Origin of the sequence: Staphylococcus sp. HMSC062A01 (assembly GCF_001836805.1) — a bacterium.
Classification (GTDB): domain Bacteria; phylum Bacillota; class Bacilli; order Staphylococcales; family Staphylococcaceae; genus Staphylococcus; species Staphylococcus haemolyticus.
Map to the genome: position 1 here is coordinate 93938 of NZ_KV830599.1, position 16311 is coordinate 110248.

At 33.7% G+C, this 16311-nt stretch carries 16 protein-coding genes and 1 pseudogene; 10 read left to right on the forward strand and 7 right to left on the reverse strand.

Annotation, left to right across the window (positions count from 1 at the left end):
- Positions 1–96: 96 nt before the first annotated feature.
- Positions 97–1059, forward strand: a pseudogene (locus tag HMPREF2715_RS00595) (glycerophosphodiester phosphodiesterase).
- 151 nt (positions 1060–1210) lie between these two features.
- Here the strand turns inward: HMPREF2715_RS00595 and HMPREF2715_RS00600 are convergent.
- The 5 genes from HMPREF2715_RS00600 to HMPREF2715_RS00620 all read right to left on the reverse strand — a co-directional run bounded on the left by HMPREF2715_RS00600 (position 1211) and on the right by HMPREF2715_RS00620 (position 6690).
- Positions 1211–2455 (reverse strand): Glu/Leu/Phe/Val family dehydrogenase, encoded by a 1245-nt coding sequence (locus HMPREF2715_RS00600; protein ID WP_070581497.1) that lies wholly within the window; start codon positions 2453–2455, stop codon positions 1211–1213.
- 107 nt (positions 2456–2562) lie between these two features.
- Positions 2563–3753 carry an ornithine--oxo-acid transaminase gene (locus tag HMPREF2715_RS00605; RefSeq protein WP_070581498.1) on the reverse strand — a complete coding sequence of 397 codons (1191 nt, stop codon included), beginning with the start codon at positions 3751–3753 and terminating at the stop codon, positions 2563–2565.
- Between the two features lie 410 nt (positions 3754–4163).
- On the reverse strand, positions 4164–5291 hold the full coding sequence (locus tag HMPREF2715_RS00610; RefSeq protein ID WP_070581499.1) for an NADH-dependent flavin oxidoreductase: 1128 nt from the start codon (positions 5289–5291) through the stop codon (positions 4164–4166).
- A gap of 175 nt (positions 5292–5466) precedes the next feature.
- On the reverse strand, positions 5467–5847 hold the full coding sequence (gene ygs, locus HMPREF2715_RS00615; RefSeq protein WP_011276262.1) for a S1 domain-containing post-transcriptional regulator Ygs: 381 nt from the start codon (positions 5845–5847) through the stop codon (positions 5467–5469).
- Between the two features lie 246 nt (positions 5848–6093).
- Positions 6094–6690, reverse strand: a complete 597-nt coding sequence (locus tag HMPREF2715_RS00620; protein WP_016931161.1) for a peptidylprolyl isomerase — start codon at positions 6688–6690, stop codon at positions 6094–6096.
- A 68-nt stretch (positions 6691–6758) separates the two neighbouring features.
- Here HMPREF2715_RS00620 and kapB point away from each other — a divergent pair, with 68 nt between their 5' ends.
- The 9 genes from kapB (at position 6759) to HMPREF2715_RS00665 (ending at position 14383) form a co-directional block, all read left to right on the forward strand.
- Positions 6759–7139: a sporulation phosphorelay system protein KapB gene (kapB, locus tag HMPREF2715_RS00625; protein WP_070581500.1), complete on the forward strand. Its 381-nt coding sequence runs from the start codon at positions 6759–6761 to the stop codon at positions 7137–7139.
- Positions 7140–7272: 133 nt separating this feature from the next.
- On the forward strand, positions 7273–9684 hold the full coding sequence (locus tag HMPREF2715_RS00630) for a Na+/H+ antiporter subunit A (RefSeq protein WP_070581501.1): 2412 nt from the start codon (positions 7273–7275) through the stop codon (positions 9682–9684).
- Positions 9665–10093: a Na(+)/H(+) antiporter subunit B gene (locus tag HMPREF2715_RS00635; RefSeq protein ID WP_016931159.1), complete on the forward strand. Its 429-nt coding sequence runs from the start codon at positions 9665–9667 to the stop codon at positions 10091–10093. Before HMPREF2715_RS00630 ends, HMPREF2715_RS00635 begins: the two co-directional genes overlap by 20 nt.
- Positions 10093–10434 carry a Na+/H+ antiporter Mnh1 subunit C gene (gene mnhC1 / locus HMPREF2715_RS00640; RefSeq protein ID WP_070581502.1) on the forward strand — a complete coding sequence of 114 codons (342 nt, stop codon included), beginning with the start codon at positions 10093–10095 and terminating at the stop codon, positions 10432–10434. The genes HMPREF2715_RS00635 and mnhC1 overlap by 1 nt, the downstream gene beginning before the upstream one ends.
- A complete protein-coding gene (locus HMPREF2715_RS00645) occupies positions 10427–11926 on the forward strand; it encodes a Na+/H+ antiporter subunit D (protein WP_070678364.1) in 1500 nt (499 codons plus the stop codon). The genes mnhC1 and HMPREF2715_RS00645 overlap by 8 nt, the downstream gene beginning before the upstream one ends.
- Positions 11926–12405, forward strand: coding sequence for a Na+/H+ antiporter subunit E (locus tag HMPREF2715_RS00650; RefSeq protein ID WP_037548993.1), 480 nt, complete (start codon positions 11926–11928; stop codon positions 12403–12405). Before HMPREF2715_RS00645 ends, HMPREF2715_RS00650 begins: the two co-directional genes overlap by 1 nt.
- Positions 12405–12695, forward strand: coding sequence for a Na(+)/H(+) antiporter subunit F1 (locus HMPREF2715_RS00655; protein WP_070581504.1), 291 nt, complete (start codon positions 12405–12407; stop codon positions 12693–12695). Before HMPREF2715_RS00650 ends, HMPREF2715_RS00655 begins: the two co-directional genes overlap by 1 nt.
- The gene (locus HMPREF2715_RS00660; RefSeq protein WP_011276272.1) at positions 12673–13029 is read left to right on the forward strand and encodes a Na+/H+ antiporter subunit G1; all 357 of its coding nucleotides are present in this window, start codon (positions 12673–12675) and stop codon (positions 13027–13029) included. Before HMPREF2715_RS00655 ends, HMPREF2715_RS00660 begins: the two co-directional genes overlap by 23 nt.
- Before the next feature lie 187 nt (positions 13030–13216).
- The gene (locus tag HMPREF2715_RS00665) at positions 13217–14383 is read left to right on the forward strand and encodes an NAD(P)-binding domain-containing protein (RefSeq protein ID WP_070839140.1); all 1167 of its coding nucleotides are present in this window, start codon (positions 13217–13219) and stop codon (positions 14381–14383) included.
- Positions 14384–14588: 205 nt separating this feature from the next.
- On the opposite strand, the gene HMPREF2715_RS00670 is transcribed toward HMPREF2715_RS00665, so the two are convergent.
- Together HMPREF2715_RS00670 and HMPREF2715_RS00675 are read right to left on the reverse strand one after the other, a co-directional pair.
- Complete coding sequence (locus tag HMPREF2715_RS00670; protein WP_070581505.1) at positions 14589–14966, reverse strand: PaaI family thioesterase; 378 nt, start codon at positions 14964–14966, stop codon at positions 14589–14591.
- Between the two features lie 22 nt (positions 14967–14988).
- Positions 14989–16308 (reverse strand): Na+/H+ antiporter family protein, encoded by a 1320-nt coding sequence (locus HMPREF2715_RS00675; RefSeq protein ID WP_037559151.1) that lies wholly within the window; start codon positions 16306–16308, stop codon positions 14989–14991.
- Positions 16309–16311: the final 3 nt, after the last annotated feature.

Here is a 16311-nt window from a genome sequence, read left to right on the forward strand (position 1 = left end):
ATAATAGTTATTTAAAGCTTCTGCAAATTCACTTTCTTACACAAAATTGCTCTGATAGATTTTAATTATATATTTAACTATGAAAGGATGAGTTTGTTGAAAGCAAGTAATAAAGGTATCATTTCATGTTTAACAGTAGCCAGTTTGAGTCTAGCGATTATACATACGCCCGTTGAAGCAAGTGGTGGTGAATCATCAAACACTACAACTACGAATCTAACTAATGCATCTAAAAATCAAAACAATCTTACTAATTGGTCAAGAAATTTAACAGGAGAGCGCCATACTACTATTGCACATCGTGGTGCTAGTGGCTATGCACCAGAGCATACTTTTGCAGCGTACGATAAAAGTCATAACGAATTAGGTGCCTCATATATTGAAATAGATTAACAACGCACTAAAGATGGTCATTTAGTTGCAATGCATGACGAAACAGTTGATCGTACAACAAACGGCTCAGGTCGTGTCGAGGACTATACATTAGCTGAATTAAAGAAATTAGATGCAGGTTCATCATTTAATGAACAAAATCCTCAATTAGCCAAAGATAGTTATAAAGGGGCTACAGTGCCAACGTTAGACGAGATATTGTCACGTTATGGTACAAATGCAAATTATTATATTGAAACTAAGCAACCCGATGTGTATCCAGGTATGGAACAGCAACTGCTAGACACACTAAACCGACATAACATGCTTACTTCAAATTCTCTAGAAAATGGACATGTCCTGGTACAATCATTTTCAGAAGCTAGCTTATTAAAAATGCATCAATTAAATTCAAATGTGCCATTAATACGCCTATTGGACAAAGGTGAATTAGCTCAACAAAGTGAAACAGATTTACAACGTATTCATTCTTATGCAATTGGCGTCGGTCCTGAATATAGTGATTTAAATGCACAAAATACAGCTCATTTAAAAGATTTAGGTTTCCTCGTACATCCATTTACCGTGAATGAAACTGCCGATATGCAGCGCTTGAACCAATACGGTGTTGATGGTGTGTTTACGAATTATGCTGATCAATATAAAGCAATAAGTTCACAAAAGTAAGTAAAAATTTTAATACATTCAGCTACTGCGAATTTGCAAAATAGCATCATTATATAATGTAAGTCCCAGGCTCTTGAATCAAAACAAAAACGCTATAACTTGTTTCACTCCCATAACAAGCTATAGCGTTTATTTATGTTTATATATCGGTTTATGCCCAACCACGGTAGCGAGCTGCTTCTGCAGTACGTTTAATACCTATAATATAAGCTGCTAGTCTCATGTCAATTTTTCTATTTTGTGCTAATTCGTATATTGAATCAAAAGCATCTACTAATTTTTCACGTAATTTATCGTTAACTTCCTCTTCAGACCAATAATAACCTTGGTTATTTTGCACCCATTCGAAGTATGAAACTGTTACACCACCAGCACTTGCTAGTACGTCTGGTACCAATAAGATACCGCGTTCAGTTAAAATTCGTGTAGCTTCAGGTGTAGTAGGTCCATTTGCCGCTTCAACAACAATATCGGCTTTAATATCATTCGCATTATCTTCAGTGATTTGGTTAGAAATCGCAGCTGGTACTAGAATGTCACAATCTAACTCGAACAATTCTTTGTTAGAAATTGTGTTATCGAATAAGTTTGTAACTGTACCGAAACTATCACGACGATCTAATAAATAATCGATATCTAAACCTTCTGGATCATGTAATGCACCATAAGCATCAGAAATTCCTACGACTTTTGCACCCATGTCATATAAGAATTTAGCTAAGAAACTACCTGCGTTACCAAACCCTTGGATAACTACGCGAGAACCTTTGATTTCCTTACCACGACGTTTAGCTGCTTGTTCAATAGCAATCACTACGCCCAATGCAGTTGAACGATCGCGTCCTTGTGAACCACCTAATACGATAGGTTTACCTGTAATAAAACCAGGTGAGTTAAATTTATCCAAAGCACTATATTCATCCATCATCCAAGCCATAATTTGAGAGTTAGTAAATACGTCTGGTGCTGGAATATCTTTAGTAGGACCAACGAATTGAGAAATTGCACGTACATATCCACGAGATAAACGTTCAACTTCATGAATACTCATTTGACGTGGGTCACATACGATACCACCTTTACCACCACCGTATGGTAAATTAACAATACCGCATTTCAAAGTCATCCACATAGATAATGCTTTAACTTCTTCTTCATCTACTTCAGGGTGGAAACGGACCCCACCTTTAGTTGGACCAACAGCATCGTTATGTTGAGCACGATAACCTGTAAATGTTTTAACAGTACCGTCATCCATGCGTACTGGGATACGAACTTGTAAAAATCTTAATGGTTCTTTGATTAAATCATACATACCATCGTCAAATCCCAATTTGTGTAAAGCTTCTTTAATGATACTTTGTGTCGAAGTCACTAAATTATTATTCTCAGTCATAATCACTTTCGCCTCTTTTTAACAAATGATTTCGCTTTCATACATATTGTAACACATGTCTTTGCTTTTTAAAGGGTTTTCAAAATGAATGTTACAACTTTTTGAACTTAATTAAACACGCTTCTGATTCTATCTAATGCATCATCTAATTCTTCTTTAGAAATAACTAAAGGTGGAGCAAATCGAATCACCGTATCATGAGTTTCTTTACATAATAGTCCTTTTTCTTTTAATGCTTCACAGAAAGGTCTAGCACTTTCATGTAATTCAACACCAATAAAGAGACCACGACCACGTACTTCTTTAATAGCTGGGTGATTAATTTTTTGTAATTCAGATTTAAAGTATTCCCCTAATTCATGTGAACGGCCAGGTAAATCTTCATCTAATATGACATCTAACGCAGCGATTGAAACGGCACAAGCTAATGGATTACCACCAAACGTAGAACCATGTGAACCAGGTGTAAATACATCCAGTACTTCGTTGTCAGCTAAGACTACAGAAATAGGTAGTACGCCGCCACCAAGCGCTTTTCCTAAAATATAAACATCAGGTTTAACATTATCCCAATCAGTCGCAAATAATTTACCAGAACGTCCTAAACCAGCTTGAATTTCATCGGCAATAAATAAAATATTATGTTCATCACATAATTCTCTGATAGCTTTTAAATAACCTTCAGGTGGGATATTAATACCTGCTTCACCTTGAATCGGTTCAACTAAAATAGCAGCTGTATTCTCATTAATAGCTTCTTTTAATTTATCAACATCGCCGAAATTCACTTTGCGGAAACCATCTAATAACGGACCATAACCACGTTGGTACTCAGCTTCTGATGATAAAGATACTGGCGCCATAGTACGACCATGGAAATTACCATTAAATGCGATAATTTCAGCTTTATCTGGTTCAAGACCTTTTACATCATATGCCCAACGACGTGCAGCTTTCAATGCAGTTTCAACTGCTTCCGCACCGGTATTCATTGGTAGTGCTTTATCTTTACCTGATAATTTACAAACTTTTTCATACCATTCACCTAAATTATCACTATGAAAAGCACGAGAAACCAAAGTTACTTTGTCAGCTTGATCTTTAAGTGCTTGAATAATTTTAGGATGACGGTGTCCTTGGTTAACAGCTGAATAAGCTGAAAGCATATCCATATATTTATTACCTTCTGGATCAGTTACCCAAATACCTTCCGCTTCTGCAACAACGATTGGTAGTGGTACGTAGTTTTGAGCTCCATAATGGTTGGTTAATTCAATGATTTGTTCTGACTTAGTCATAATATCTCCCCTTTGCTTAATTTATATTAAAACTAATGGCCATACGATTACGGCTTTCGATGTCATATACAAAGAAGTATAATTGCAAAATTAATAAGAGCATTAAATGACTCATTGTTACATCAAATATGCCCTTCGTTTCTAAATGAAAGCCCTTACAGATATAATGACATATCTATCAATATTTTTACAAGCAAAATATTAAAAATTTTCCGATAAATAAAATTAATTAAGATTCCTTTGGTGTTTACGTAAAAAAGATTATGACAAGAATGATTGCCATAATCTTTTATAAACTCTCTAAGTTCATCTACATTTATCAAACTACATTTATAAAGATATTTTGAACATCTTCTTTTTAACTAGATTAAAACTAACCGCAAAGTTTAACATTTATTCACTCATTAATACTATTTATCTTTACGAGGTAACGGATAAAAACCTTGGTTAAATTGTTTCCACAAATTAGGTGGTAATTCATGCTTATCTTCACGATGAGGGTCAAATTCTGATAAAATTTCGTCTTCTTTTCCTTCTTGAATTTTGCTGATGAAATTATAATCTAATAATATTTCACGACCAAGTGCTACGAGTTCAACACCTGTTGATTTAATAGCGTCTAATGCGTCATCAGCTTTAAATACAGATCCTATACCAATAACTGGGATACGACCATCCACCCATTGGTGAATTAATTTCAATCGCTCTTGTCCTGCATACTTACCTTCTCTTGTAGTTGAATGAATATCTCCAAGAGATATATGAACATAATCAATTGATTTTTCAGTAATTGTATTAATTAATTGTTCGGTAATTTCCATTGAAATACCCGGTGTTTCAGCTTCTTCAGGAGAAAGTCGATACCCTACTATGAAATCATCGCTCGCATATTCTGATTTAGCCTTTAATACTTCATCTATAACAGCAGTTGGAAACTTCATGTGATCAGACCATTCATCATTTCTTCTATTATAATATGGAGATACAAATTGGTGAATTAAATAGTGATTAGCACCATGAATTTCTACGCCATCAAACCCAGCTTCAATTACTCGACGCGTCGCTTCACCGAAATCTTTAATTGTTTGTTCAATTTCTTCAGGCGTAATTTCTCTAGCATCATGTTCATGTTGTTGTCCGAAGCTTTTTAAAGTGATAGGACTTGGTGCAACAACATCTCCATTCGGTGTTAAATTAGCTAATGCTTGTGCGCCACCATGATGAATTTGAACTAAAGCTTTAGCACCATTCTTCTTCATAGCTTGTGCTAAACGCTTGAGTCCTTCTATATCTGAATCATGCGCAACAGAAGGTTGTCCCGGAAAAGCTTTACCAATATCGTTAACATTACTTGCAGCATTGATGGCTAGACCAACATCTTTAGAGCGCTTTTCAATATACGGTATTTCCACGTCAGAAATTGTACCATCATCATTAGATGAAGTATGCGTTAATGGAGCCAATACAAAACGATTTTTTAATTCAACCCCATTTGGCAAAGTTACGGTTTCAAATAATTTTTCATATTTTTTATTCATAGGTAAGTCCTTTCCTTTTTAATTATGACCAGACTATAGCACACAGAATTAAAGCTCCTCCAATATTCTGCTTGACTGTATATGCATATATTTGTGTCACTTTTTTATAATCAAACGCATAAAAAAGCTAACGCTATATTAAAATATAACGTTAGCTTAGCGTGTTAACAGTCAATCAATTATTACGAATCGCACGTTTAGACTGTTTAATCCAGACCGGTAGGCGTTCTTCAAGTGTTTGAAACCCATACTTTTCTGTTTCTTTAATTTCATCTAATACTGACTGCTTTTCTTTTTTTCGTTCATAATTCTTAAAGTAATCATTATCTTTAAGAGACAAATTTAGTTTTCCTTCATCATCAATTGATAAAATTTTTGCTTTAACGATTTGTCCTTCTGATAGAAATTTTTTTAAGTTGTGGACATAATCATCCATAATTTCAGAAATATGGATAAGTCCTTCAGTATGGTCAGGGGTCTCAACGAAAGCGCCATACGGTTGAATTCCAGTCACACGCACTTTAATATGCTGACCTTCTTTATAGTGATTATTCAACTTGATAACCCCTTACTTCGATTTACTTAACATAATTATAATAGCATAAATCACAAACTTGGACTAACTATAATCAATAAAAATCCACATTTTTTCAAAAATATAATAACCCTTCCGACAAATACTAAATTAACGTTCGCATTTAAGGTTATCGTTTTTAAAATTGCAATTGAATAGAAAGTTTAAACCATAAAAAAACGAATCGACATCAACCGTCGATTCGTAAGATTTGTTCATAATCAATCATTATTTATCTTCTACATCAATAGATTCAATAACTACATCATGTACAGGTTTATCTTGTGCACCTACTTTAGTATTTGCAATATCTTCTAAAGTTGCTTCGCCTTCAATTAGTTGTCCGAACACAGTGTGTTTTTGATCTAACCAAGGCGTGCCACCATTATCCGCATATGCTTTGGCAATCGGTTCAGGCCAGCCACCATCTACTAATTGGTTAACCATAGATTCTGGAACTTCTTTCATTTGAACAACAAAGAATTGAGAACCATTTGTGTTTGGTCCTGCATTTGCCATTGAAAGCGCACCATATAAGTTAAAAGCCTCTAAAGAGAATTCATCTTCAAAAGAACCTCCATAAATACTTTCACCACCCATACCAGTTGCTGTAGGATCTCCTCCTTGAATCATGAAGTCATTAATAACACGGTGGAAAGTAATACCGTCATAATAACCATTTTTAGCGTGTGTCACAAAATTTTCAACAGTTTTTGGCGCGATATCTGGGAACAACTTAAATGTCATATCGCCTTTATTTGTATGCATAACAACTTTAATTTCATTGTCTTGTATTTCTTTGTTTAGTTGTGGATAGTTAGTCATTTCAATTCTCCATTCATGTTATGATGATATAGATACATCTTAACACATTTGAAAGGAAGTAATATAGCATGTTATACCGATTCTCACATAAGACTGGCGCTTACGGCGTTACAATTAAAGAAGAGAATGACGACCAAGTTCTAGTTCAAGTTGAGCAAGTGATTAAACATCCGAAACAAGGTGATTTACATAATCCAGGACAAACTGAAGGTGTCTTTTTCCATGAAAGACGTGCTCTAAGTCATTATGAGAAACGTTATGCAACGCGTTCACAATTGCGCGAGTTTAATGTTGAGGAAATGACTTATGAAGCGTCACTTCAACAAGCTATTACAAAAATGGAAAATGATTTAAAACAGCAAAATACTGAATTTGCAAAACTAGCCTTAAACAATCTTGAAAATATAAAAATTGACTATTCAATTCAATATAAACAAAAATTTTTATAGGTCATTTGAACCTGTTTCTTCTTATTTAACAAGTTCTGAAAAATCACTACTTATATGCGTTTTCGTCGTTTTTCAGAACAATATGATTCATGTATAATATATTGCATAAATATTTTTTAAGGAGGATAACATAGTGAGTTTGTTACATATTGCGGTCATTTTACCGTTAATATTTGCACTCATTATTCCAATTCTATATCGATTCTTTAAAAAGATTCATTTAGGTTGGTTTGTATTACCTATTCCTGTTGCCTTATTTATCTATTTCTTATCTCTAATTTCGACTACTCAGTCAGGTAATACAGTAATAAAAACATTAAACTGGATGCCACATATAGGTATGAATTTTGATTTATATCTTGACGGCTTAAGCATTTTATTCAGTTTACTTATAACAGGTATAGGATCGTTAGTGGTTTTATATTCCATTGGTTACTTAAGTAAATCTGAACAGCTTGGTAATTTTTATTGTTATTTATTACTATTTATGGGTGCAATGTTAGGCGTTGTCCTTTCAGACAATTTAATTATTTTATATCTATTTTGGGAATTGACTTCGTTTTCAAGTTTTTTACTTATCTCTTTCTGGAGAGAAAAAAAGGCATCTATTTATGGTGCACAGAAGTCATTAATCATTACCGTATTTGGTGGATTAAGTTTATTAGGGGGATTCATTTTAATTTCTCTAGCAGGTGATTCACTTAGCTTACACGAGCTAATTGCTAATGCATCTGAGATTCAACATAGTCCATTCTTTATCTTCGCAATGGTACTTATTATGTTGGGTGCATTTACTAAATCTGCACAAGTTCCATTTTATATTTGGTTGCCTGACGCTATGGAAGCACCTACCCCAGTCAGTGCATATCTACACTCGGCAACAATGGTGAAAGCAGGATTATATTTAGTTGCACGTGTTACACCGCTTTTTGCGATATCACAAGGATGGATTTGGACAATTACTTTAGTTGGTTTAATCACACTTTTCTGGGCATCTTTAAATGCAACAAAACAACAAGATTTGAAAGGTATACTCGCATTCTCAACAGTATCTCAACTTGGCATGATTATGTCGATGTTAGGTATTGGTGCCGTAAGTTATCATTTCGAGGGAAGTCAAAGCCAATTGTACATTGCTGGATTTACTGCAGCAGTGTTTCATCTAGTGAATCACGCCACATTTAAAGGTGCGTTATTCATGATTACAGGTGCTGTAGATCATGTTACAGGCACAAGAGATGTTAAAAAACTTGGTGGTTTGCTAACGATTATGCCTATATCATTTACAATTACTGTTATTACAGCATTAAGTATGGCAGGTATTCCACCGTTTAACGGCTTCCTTTCTAAAGAAAAATTTCTTGAAGCCATGATTGAGATTTCTCACGCTAATGTTTTCAGTTTAGATACATTAGGTATTGTTTTTCCTATTTTAGCTATTGTGGGTAGTATATTTACGTTTGTATATTCAATTAAATTTATTATGTATATTTTCTTTGGTAAACATCAACCTAATGCTTTACCTAAAAAAGCACATGAGGCTTCAATATTGATGTTATTATCTCCAATCATTTTAGCAGTACTCGTTGTTGTCTTTGGGTTATTCCCAGGATTATTAACGCAATCTATTGTAGATCCAGCGACTACTGCAATTAGTGGTATGAGTAATGTTAATGCGGAATTTCATTTATTCCATGGTATTACTCCTGCATTTATTTCAACATTAATTATTTGGATATTAGGTATTCTTTTATTACTAACATTTAGTTATTGGATCCGACTCTTACACGCTCAGCCAACACGTCTAACATTAAATCATTGGTACGATTCTACTGGAAAATACTTGCCTAATTATTCAGCGAATATGACGAATAGTTATGTAAATGGTTATGTTAGAGATAGCTTAGTCATTATATTCGGTATGCTTATTGTCGTTACGATTGTGACGTTACTAAGTGTTCCTTTTGACTTTAATTTTAAAGATATAAATAATATTCATATTTACGAAATTGCGATTTTAATATTATTAATTATCGCAGCATTTATGGTTGTTATTGCTAAATCACGTTTATTTAGCGTTATCATGCTAGGTGTGGTCGGTTATTCAGTATCTGTATTATTTGTATTTTTCAAAGCACCAGACCTTGCCTTAACTCAGTTCGTAGTAGAATCGATTTCTACAGCGTTATTCTTATTATGTTTCTATCATTTACCTAATTTAAATCGTTATAATGAAACACGATCATTTAAATTAACGAACGCACTTATTTCAATTGGTGTCGGACTTGTTGTAATTATCTTAGGTTTAATTGCGTACGGAAACAGACATTTTACATCTATTGGAGAATACTATAAAGCACATGTTTATGATTTAGCTCACGGTAAGAACATGGTAAATGTCATACTTGTTGACTTCCGTGGTATGGATACTTTATTTGAATCATCTGTATTAGGTATTGCTGGTTTAGGTGTGTATACAATGATTAAGTTGCGTCGTAAACATCAATCAAGTGAGGTGAAACGTGATGAACAGACAGAACAATAATTTAATGTTTCAATATGCTGCTGTTATTATCGCCTTTCTAATCGCCTTATTTGGGGTCACTTTATTCTTTGCAGGACATTATACACCTGGTGGTGGCTTCGTAGGTGGCCTACTATTATCATGTGCACTAACTATCATCGCAATTGCGTTTGATATTAAAACGATGGAAAAGGTATTCCCGTGGGATTTTAAAATTTTAATTGGAATTGGCTTATTATTCTGTGTTGGTACTCCATTAGCGAGTTGGTTCTATGGTGAAAACTTTTTCACACACACGGAATTTAATATACCGTTGCCCCTACTTCAACCTGTTCATATGAACACACCGATGTTCTTTGATTTCGGAGTTCTTTGCGCAGTAGTTGGAACGATTATGACAATTATTATAACGATTGGAGAGAGCGAATAGTGGAAATAATCATGATATTTGTATGTGGCATCCTCACTTCAATTAGTGTCTATCTCGTTTTATCTAAAAGTTTGATACGAATTGTTATGGGGACAACTTTAATTACACATGCATCAAATTTATTTTTAATTACTATGGGTGGATTGAAACATGGCGAAATGCCAATCTATGAAAAAAATATTAGTCAATATGTCGATCCTATCCCCCATGCATTAATACTAACGGCAATCGTTATCGCTTTTGCGACAACTGCCTTTTTCTTAGTCTTAGCATTTAGAACATACAAAGAATTAGGTACTGACAACGTAGAAAGAATGAAAGGAGTGTTAGATGATGATTGAAAATAACTTAGTCGTCCTTTCATTAGTCGTACCTATCTTTACAGCAATTATATTGGTCTTTTTAGGACAACGTTATCGTGCGAAACGATATATCACTTTAACTGGTCTAGTCCTGACACTAATTGTGGCAATAATCAATTTAAGAAATGTATATGTCGATGGTCCGCTTAAAGTAGAATTGGGTTCTTGGCCTGCACCTTATGGCATTATCTTTTTACTAGATAGTTTTAGTGCAATGTTGATTGTGACTAGTATCATTATCACCATTTTAATTACTGCATTTTCAAGTACCACAGCAGGAATTGATAGAGAACGTTATTATTATCACTTCTCTATCACATTTATGTTAGTAGGAATTATAGGTGCATTTACAACTGGAGATATATTTAACTTATTTGTATTTTTCGAAGTCTTCCTAATGTCATCTTACGCACTACTTGTACTAGGTGGCACTCAAATTCAATTACGTGAAACTGTCAAATACTTATTAGTTAATATAGTAACCTCAACATTCTTTGTAATTGCAGTAGCGATTTTATATTCCATCGTTGGTACGTTAAACATGGCAGATATTAGTGAAAAATTATCTACATTGTCTAACACACATAGCGGACTCTTAAGTATAGTCTTTATTTTATTTATCTTCGTGTTCGCAACTAAAGCCGGTGCTTTCCCTATGTACGTATGGTTGCCAGGTTCATATTATGCACCACCATTTGCAATCATTGCATTTTTTGGTGCCCTACTAACAAAAGTAGGCGTATATGCGATTTTAAGAACTTTGAGCTTGTTCTTCCACAACACAATGAGTTTCTCGCACTATACAATTTTATTCTTAGCGTTATTAACGATCATTTTTGGTTCGGTAGGTGCAATTGCATACGATGATACTAAAAAGATTATTATTTATAATATCATGATTGCAGTCGGAGTTATCTTAGTTGGCGTAGCAATGATGAATGAAGCAGGTATTATAGGTGCGATTTACTACACAATTCATGACATGTTAGTCAAAACTGCCCTATTTTTACTTATAGGTGTGATGTATCAAATTACGAAATCTACAAGTCTTAAAGACTTTGGCGGTTTAATTAAACACTACCCTGTACTAGGATGGACTTTCTTCATCGCAGCGCTAAGTCTCGCTGGTATACCGCCTCTAAGTGGTTTTTATGGTAAATATTACATTGTACAAGCAACCTTTGAAAAAGGATTTTATGTAAGTGGTATTATCGTATTACTTTCAAGTTTAGTTGTGCTATATTCAGTCATTCATATTTTCTTAAAAGGCTTTTTCGGGAAACCTAAAGGTTATGAGCCTACTCAAAGTGTTAACGTTAAACACGCTACTACTATTTCAATAATTGCTGTCGTCATCACAGTCTTATTTGGATTATCTGCTGATTTATTATATCCATTAATTTCTGAGGCGGCTCAATCGTTTTACGATCCTAGCATCTATATTGAGAGTGTCTTAGGAGGTAGATCATAATGGCTATTCAAATTATTTTAAACTTTATCTTAGCTTTTATTTGGATTTTCTTAAGTGGTAGCTATACATTAAATAACCTCTTACTCGGCTTCATACTAGGACTCGGATTTGTATATTTATTTAGTAGAATATTACCAGGAAGATTTTATTTCATAAAAATTTATAAAATATTAAAATTAGCGGTTGTATTTTTTGTAGAATTATTAAAAGCTAATATCGACGTTTTAAAAATTGTTCTACAACCTAAACTTAAGAATGAACCAGGTTTCTTCGTATATCACACTGATTTAAAAACTGATTGGCAAATCGTTTTATTATCTAATTTAATAACATTAACGCCAGGAACAGTCGTATTAGGTATTAGTGATGATAGAAGAAAAATATATATTCACTCTATAGATTTCAGTACTAAAGAAGAAGAAGTTGAAGGTATAAAATCTTCATTAGAGAGAGTAGTTAGAGAGGTGGGCGAAGACTAATGGTAAAAATCATCATGATTATTGCTTTAATTGTTGTTGCAATATCAATGTTAGCGATGTTTGTACGTATCATCAAAGGTCCCACATTAGCCGATAGAATTTTAGCGCTTGATGCAATCGGTTTACAACTAATGGCGTGTATCGCGTTATATAGTATATTCATAGGTTCAGAATATTTACTCGTTGCTATTTTATTAATTGGTATTTTGGCCTTTTTAGGAACAGCTGTCTTCTCAAAATATATGGATAAAGGTAAGGTGATTGAACGTGATAACGAACATTATCATTAGTTTAGCAGTTATCTTTGTCATTTTAGGAGCTATTATAAGTGCCGTTACTGCTATTGGTATTATAAGATTAAAAGATATTTATTCGCGTGGTCATGCTGCAGGAAAATCAGCAACTTTAGGTGCTATTTTCCTATTGTTTGGCACATTCTTATACTTTATCGCTACAGATGGATATATTAATATGCAATTAATCTTTGGTATTCTTTTTATTCTTATAACTGGCCCACTTTCAAGTCATTTAATAATGAGAGCAGCTTATAATAATAAAACACCTTATACTAAAGATACGAAGATCGATGAACTAAAAAATGAATTTAAAGATAAAATGATTTAACTAAAAAAAGCAACTGACTAATATGAAAAAGTTCTTATAGCAAACTTTATATAGCTCAAGTCACAATTGTGGGTGGAGACAGAATTCAAAATGATTTCTGTCTCCGCTCATTTTTTATTGTCTAGTCTACATATTTATGATAATATAAATCGTAATTATTACGTTTTATAAAGAAAGAAGTGTTATTATGCATTGGACAATTATCGGTGGCGGTTTACAAGGTACAACAATTGCGATTCAACTAAGAGAATTAGGGCTATCTAAAGAGAAATTAACAATTATAGACCCATATGTCTCACTATGTGAACAATTTAATGATTTTTCTCATCGTATCAGCATGCCCTATTTGCGTTCACCAATTGTACATCACATCCACCCTAACCCATTCCATTTAAAACAATTCGCTAAAGTTCAACAATATGCACACGGTACTTATGGTCAATACCAACGTCCACAAAGAGATATGTTTATGCATCATGTTCACGAACAAGTTCATCATTATGATTTAAACGAAAATCATATTCAAGGCTATGTAGAAGCATTAGCAAAGAAAGATGGGCAATGGCAAATACAATTAAATGATAATCAAATCATACTCACGGATTGCGTTATATTAGCAAATGGATGTACGCATAAACCCTACATTCCTAATATTTATCAAGATGCTGATGATGTGTGCCACATTTTCGATAAATCATTTAATACAACTATGTATGGACTCAGTTCTCACGTTATAGGAAGTGGTATTTCTGCTGCCCATTTAACTTTAAAACTTATAAATCAATCTCATGATAAAGTTATTCATTTATGGATGAATAAAGACATTGATATCCAACATTTCGATGCAGATCCAGGTTGGTTAGGTCCTAAAAATATGAATCACTTTTTAAATATTGAATCCTCTTTAGAACGGCAGTCTATCATTCAACACGAAAGACATAAAGGTTCAATGCCTAGAGAGTTATATTTACGACTTAAGAAACATATTCAATCTGGACGACTCGTAATTCACAAAGACAATATTTTATCAGTTGACCAACATCAAATTCATACAGAACAAGCGTCTGTCCCGTATGATTTCATTTTATTAGCAACAGGTTTTGAACCAACACTATTAAAACAGACTATGATTCAATCATTAATTAAAAATGAAAGTGCACCTTTAACACATTGTGGATTACCTTCTATTAGTTCTGAATTAGAGTGGTTACCTCAATTGTTTGTGTCAGGTGGTTTAGCAGATTTAGAACTGGGTCCTTTTGCTAGAAATATCATGGGTGGAAGAGAAGCCGCTCAAAGAATTAAGCAGGCCTATAAACGTTTATCAGCTCAACATATCCAAAAACATGCATAATTTCATTAGAAGTAATTGTCAACGTAACAACTATAAACTATTTTTAAATGCGATTTCTTGTATATTTCTTATAAAAAAAAGCAGGCGCAGGACAGAATTCTTTATGAATTCACCATCCCACGCCTGCGTTCTTTCTTAGACAAATACTTTTACAATTAGTATATTTAAAACGATACTTAATTGAACTAAAGTAGCGTTTGGTATTTTATTGCTTTAAAAGTTTAATTCCAATTGTTCCTCTCATAACACTTATCAATTGGCCTTGTTCACTTTTTATTTCTATATTCCAAACTTGAGTTGTACTTCCTTTATGAATAATCGTTGCTGTAGCAATAACACGACCTTCTTTAACCGAATGAATATGGTTAGCATTCATTTCTAAACCTAGTGGTATGAACGAATTCGTATCGATTAGATTAGTAGCGCCTAATGAACACGCTGTTTCACCTAAAGCAATTGTTGCACCACCATGCAAATAACCAAATGGTTGTTTAACTTTATCAGTAACAGGCATTGAAATTACTACTTTACCCTCTGATGTTTCTTCAATCTGCATTTCGAACGTTTCCAATAAGTTAGTCATTTAATTGTTCACCTCATTACACCTATAATATCATAGCTGCAATCGTACCAAATACCATTAAAGGTATATTATAGAATAAGAAATTCGGGATACATGTATCGCGAATATGATCATGCTGTCCATCCACATCTAACCCAGCTGTTGGCCCTAGCGTAGAATCACTTGCAGGAGATCCTGAATCACCTAAAGCACTCGCAGTTCCTACTAAAGCGATTAGAGCCATAGTACTTAAGCCGAGTGAAGCACCAAGTGGAATAAATAATGTTGCAATTATAGGAATCGTTGCAAATGATGAACCAATTCCTAAAGTTACAATTAAACCAATAATGTACATGATGACAATACTTAATAACTTGTGACCATTTGAAATGTCAGTCAAACTTGATACTAATTTTTCGATATCTCCTGTTGCATTCATGACACCTGCGAAACCATTAGCTGAAAGAATAACAACACCTATAAATGACATGATTTTAATACCTTCAACAAATTGACTATCCAATTCTCTCCATTTGTAAACACCCGAAATAAAGAATACGAGTACACCTGCTAATGCACCAAAAATCATTGAATCAGTAAAAGTTTGAACTAAGAATGTAGCTAATATAGCGACTATTGTAACTACGAGTACATACGGTTTAATTTCATTAATTGTATTCTCATCTTCTACATAAGTTTCTGTTTTATATTCTCGTGGTTTACGATAATAAAACATACCCAAGATTAAACCAACTATATAACCAAGTGAAGGAATCAACATGCCTTTCCAAATCATATTAAATTCGATAGGGTGATGTGCTTTTTGGAAACCGCTTTGAATAATTTGGTGGAAAATCTGTCCAAAGCCATATGGTAATAAGACATAAGGCCAACACAAACCAAATCCGATGACTAGAGAAATAAGTCTTCTATCAATTTTTAAATCATTAAACAGACTTAATAGTGGCGGTATAACTATTGGAATGAAAGCAATGTGAACCGGTATAAGGTTCTGACTCATTATACTCATCGCGAGTAAAGCTATGATAATAATGATTTTTACTTTTATTCTTGATAGTCTGCTATTTTCAGAGTGAATTGCGCGGATTATCTTAGTTACAAGATAATCTGTAATACCACTATATGAAATCAATGCTGCAAATCCACCCAATAATGCATAGCTTAGCGCTACCTCGGAACCGTCTACAATATTTTTTCCAAATACACTGATTACCTTTTCAACACTCATTCCAGAAATGAGACCGCCTACTAATGCACTAATGAACAGACTAATAACTACATTTAGTCTACATAAGCATAAAACAATCATTAATAATACGGCTATTACAACTGCATTAAACATAAC

Excerpts from the sequence above, each read along its gene's own strand:
- HMPREF2715_RS00600 (WP_070581497.1), bottom strand. The coding sequence starts at position 2,455 with ATGACTGAGAATAATAATTTAGTGACTTCGACACAAAGTATCATTAAA.
- HMPREF2715_RS00605 (WP_070581498.1), bottom strand. The coding sequence starts at position 3,753 with ATGACTAAGTCAGAACAAATCATTGAATTAACCAACCATTATGGAGCT.
- HMPREF2715_RS00610 (WP_070581499.1), bottom strand. The coding sequence starts at position 5,291 with ATGAATAAAAAATATGAAAAATTATTTGAAACCGTAACTTTGCCAAAT.
- HMPREF2715_RS00620 (WP_016931161.1), bottom strand. The coding sequence starts at position 6,690 with ATGACTAACTATCCACAACTAAACAAAGAAATACAAGACAATGAAATT.
- kapB (WP_070581500.1), top strand. The coding sequence starts at position 6,759 with ATGTTATACCGATTCTCACATAAGACTGGCGCTTACGGCGTTACAATT.
- HMPREF2715_RS00635 (WP_016931159.1), top strand. The coding sequence starts at position 9,665 with ATGAACAGACAGAACAATAATTTAATGTTTCAATATGCTGCTGTTATT.
- HMPREF2715_RS00645 (WP_070678364.1), top strand. The coding sequence starts at position 10,427 with ATGATTGAAAATAACTTAGTCGTCCTTTCATTAGTCGTACCTATCTTT.
- HMPREF2715_RS00650 (WP_037548993.1), top strand. The coding sequence starts at position 11,926 with ATGGCTATTCAAATTATTTTAAACTTTATCTTAGCTTTTATTTGGATT.
- HMPREF2715_RS00655 (WP_070581504.1), top strand. The coding sequence starts at position 12,405 with ATGGTAAAAATCATCATGATTATTGCTTTAATTGTTGTTGCAATATCA.
- HMPREF2715_RS00665 (WP_070839140.1), top strand. The coding sequence starts at position 13,217 with ATGCATTGGACAATTATCGGTGGCGGTTTACAAGGTACAACAATTGCG.
- HMPREF2715_RS00670 (WP_070581505.1), bottom strand. The coding sequence starts at position 14,966 with ATGACTAACTTATTGGAAACGTTCGAAATGCAGATTGAAGAAACATCA.
- HMPREF2715_RS00675 (WP_037559151.1), bottom strand. The coding sequence starts at position 16,308 with ATGTTTAATGCAGTTGTAATAGCCGTATTATTAATGATTGTTTTATGC.